At 60.8% G+C, this 3,198-nt stretch carries 3 protein-coding genes and 3 pseudogenes; all 6 read right to left on the reverse strand.

Annotated features, from left to right (window positions below; genetic code table 11):
* Positions 1-313: pseudogene (locus EN780_RS30750) on the reverse strand (IS110 family transposase); the annotation flags it as partial.
* A 595-nt stretch (positions 314-908) separates the two neighbouring features.
* A complete protein-coding gene (locus EN780_RS41630; RefSeq protein WP_348631280.1) occupies positions 909-998 on the reverse strand; it encodes a hypothetical protein in 90 nt (29 codons plus the stop codon).
* Positions 959-1,216, reverse strand: coding sequence for an ATP-binding protein (locus EN780_RS30755; RefSeq protein WP_245500176.1), 258 nt, complete (start codon positions 1,214-1,216; stop codon positions 959-961). The genes EN780_RS41630 and EN780_RS30755 overlap by 40 nt, the downstream gene beginning before the upstream one ends.
* Positions 1,209-1,709, reverse strand: coding sequence for a hypothetical protein (locus EN780_RS30760; protein WP_245500177.1), 501 nt, complete (start codon positions 1,707-1,709; stop codon positions 1,209-1,211). The genes EN780_RS30755 and EN780_RS30760 overlap by 8 nt, the downstream gene beginning before the upstream one ends.
* Positions 1,682-1,999, reverse strand: a pseudogene (locus EN780_RS40945) (IS21 family transposase); the annotation flags it as partial. The gene EN780_RS30760 and the pseudogene EN780_RS40945, both read right to left, overlap by 28 nt.
* A 401-nt stretch (positions 2,000-2,400) precedes the next feature.
* Positions 2,401-3,198: pseudogene (locus EN780_RS30770) on the reverse strand (IS110 family transposase); the annotation flags it as partial.

Raw genomic sequence — 3,198 nt, forward strand, 5'->3', positions numbered from 1 at the left:
CGTGACTTTCGATCCCTTCGGCCTCCAACATGCGATGGATCCAGAAGCCATCGAGCCCGGCCTCCTGGATCACGATGATCGGAAAGCACTGCCCGGTCCGGGCTTGCGCCTTCCTCTTCAGCTCGGCAAATCGCGCCAGCAGTCCGGTGCCGTCGCCCGCCACCACAGCATGCTTCGACATCTTCTCGCCACCACCCGGCGACAGCGAGGTGATCAACCATTTCGAGCGGCTCAATTCCAATGAGACGAAAATTGCGCCAAGATCGGTACGGATAGCGGTCGGCGCTTTCGGTCGGTGAGCTGCAACGGGCATGCTTGTCTCCAAAGGGTAAGGTGATTGTGTTTAAGCAGCCGCACCTTGCCACAGCGCAGGTTGCTATCCACCCTCCTCATAGGATCTCGCTTGGACGGTGCGTTCTTGGCGCATTGTCGGCTCCGGCGGTGGCAGGACTTTGGAATCAGTGGCATGATCCAAGATACCTGAAACCGCCGGGCCTTGCTCGCGCAAAGCTACGATTCACTCAATAGAATCAATCGCTTGCTCTTTATGGACGGAAACTAGACTAGCGGGCCGTGGATGGAAACGAAGCGCTGACATTGCCGACTCGACTTGATGCGGATTCCGACAATCGCGCGCATGCATTCCAACCTGATGCCGCGCACCTTTCCGATTTGATCGCGCGCATGTGAGGCGACGGATCGTTGAAGGTAAATGTGACTACGAACTTGTCCTGGTCAAGCTGGTGTCGATGAGATCGCTGTTGATAGCTGAAGATTGCTGCCGACGACGGAGCGAAGCAGACCGGCGCCGCGCTTACCAACGCGCCGTAGGGGTCGGTCTGCTTCGCGGGCCGCGCGTCCGACATTCTTTGGCCAGGATATTTTCCACGGTTTTGCGGTCCGGCCTTTCAGGTCTGTATTTCGGCCGATTGGCGCAGACGGCGCATGGACTCGCCGCTCATTTCAACTCTGTGAGCGTTGTGAACAAGACGATCCAATATTGCGGGAGCATGCTGCGATCATATTCGCGTGGCGCACGGCGAATGATATCCTCGGGAACAGCAGGATGGTGCAGTTTCGCATTGCGAAGCCGAAGCGCAAGACGCTTGTTATTGCGCCAGGTTGCTTCCTGATCCAGCAGCAGCGCCAGCCATTCGGCATGACTGAGGCTCTCGCCGTCTTCGTTATCGGCAAGTCTTGCGAAGGCATCAGCCATACCTGCAAACCCCAGCTGCTGCAGCAGGTTGAGTGTGGGATGTTTGAGCATTTCTAGTCACTTTCAGTGTAGTATCCGGAGCCGCGGATGTTGGAGTGCTGGATCGGATCCTGCTCGAGGCGCTCGGACCTGGGGATGCGGTCCAGTTCCTTTTCGAGAAGGATTTGATGCCGGGATAGTTGAGCACCTGGAATTCCAATGCGCGCTGCGCAGCCGCTTCAAGGCGATCGGCGCCAAAACGTCTTTCCAGGCCGATGATGCCGACACATGCACGGTATCCCTGTTCCGGATGCGCACGCTTCTCAATGATCCGATCAACGAGAACGCGCAGCATGGGGCCGATCCGGTTTGCTTCACTGCGTATCTTCGCCGGCGTCCATTCGCGATAACGCTGATGGTTTGGCGGCATATGCACGGCAATCGTAGCGTGGCGGCCGTTGCTGCTGGCACGCACGTGCACGGCAATTCGCTCCCCGCCATGGAATATCTCCACCGTGCAATCCGGTGCTCGAGGGTCCGCCTGACGCCATCGGGAACGGCGGCCTCCCCGAACTCGTCCTGCAAAGTCTCGAAAATGGTGACGGAAAGGATGCCTGGGATCTTCAGCAGCTCCTCCACGCGTGGCCATATCTGTTCGAGGGGGTCAGGCCGGGTACGCCAGTGCCGCTCGCGTTTCTTCTGGGATGGCAGCTGCGGATTCTTGTCGATCCGGCGTGCACTACGTTCGCTGATACCGGCCTTGGCGGCCGCAACGGCCTGGGTGTGGTGACGACGCTGAGACATGTAACGATGTACCTGTTGATCGGTGATGTGAAGGCCAAGACGGTACCTATCGCTGCTATGTTCGATAGGTGTTCCGATACCACCACTCCACGCGCCCCGATCAGATCCCCCTCGCAAGGGGCTTCTGTCGCGCCCGCCCGTCAGACCCGCTCTCCGGTCGGGCCCGACGGGCGATCCCACCGGCCATCATAGTCGTCGCTGAACCGGCCACCGTAGTTGTCGCCGTGCAGGTAGTCGAACGCTTGCAGGCTTTGCGTGGGGTCCGGCTCATTTGTGCGGCTACGCAACATAAATTTGGCCGCAACATAACGGCTGTAGGGGTAACCGTCCGGGTGAAAATCGATATCTCAGAATCTCGCGGACACGCCTGTCCGGGATTTAGCGAAAAAGGTGTCCGGGAATTACCGAAACACGCACGTTCGCTCCAACAGGCCGCGGACCCACCTGCCGAGCGGGGTGTCCTGAGCCGTAATGCGCGGCAGCACCGCACGTGCGCCGTGGATCACGGTTGGCCCGCAGATAGCGGTTGCCGCGCTTGGATATGCCGAGCAGTCGCGGCTTGCCTCCGGTGGTCGCCTGTCGAGGCGCCAAGCCCAGCCAGGCGGCGAGGTCACGGCCGCGCTCGAAGCTGCGCGCGTCACCAACGGCCGCGACAAGCGCAGTGGCATTGATGACACCGATCCCGGGGATCGTCGCAAGCCGACGCGCTGCTTCGTCCGTGCGCGCCATCTGCACGAACTCCGCATCAAAAGCGGCAATCCGCTCATCAAGGTTGCGCCATTCGGCACGCAGGTCCTCGACCAGCAGGCGCATACGCAGCGATAGTCGGGGATCGTCCTCGTCCGCGAACACCACCAGCTGGGCTTCCAATTGCTTCCGTCCCTTCGGAGCCACGATCCCGCGTTCCAACAATAGCGCGCGCAGATGGTTGATCAGCGCCGTGCGCTCCGCCACCAGACGCGAGCGCGCCCGATGCAAGGCCTGAATGTCCGATTGCGCCGCGCTCTTTACCGGCACGAAGCGCATCGTCGGCCGCGTGGCTGCCTCCGCGATCGCCTCGGCATCGCGGTCGTCATTCTTGTTGGCCTTCACGTAGGGGCGAACGTATTCCGGCGACATCAGCCGGATCGTGTGACCAGCAGCGCCGAGCACCCGGCCGAGGTGATGCGCGCCGCAGCAGGCTTCCATCGCCACAATGC

This window comes from Mesorhizobium sp. M4B.F.Ca.ET.089.01.1.1 (assembly GCF_004022605.1).
Taxonomy (GTDB): domain Bacteria; phylum Pseudomonadota; class Alphaproteobacteria; order Rhizobiales; family Rhizobiaceae; genus Mesorhizobium; species Mesorhizobium abyssinicae.

Coding starts and splice junctions, on each gene's coding strand:
- EN780_RS30755 (WP_245500176.1), bottom strand. CDS start 1,216: ATGGCTGATGCCTTCGCAAGACTTGCCGATAACGAAGACGGCGAGAGC.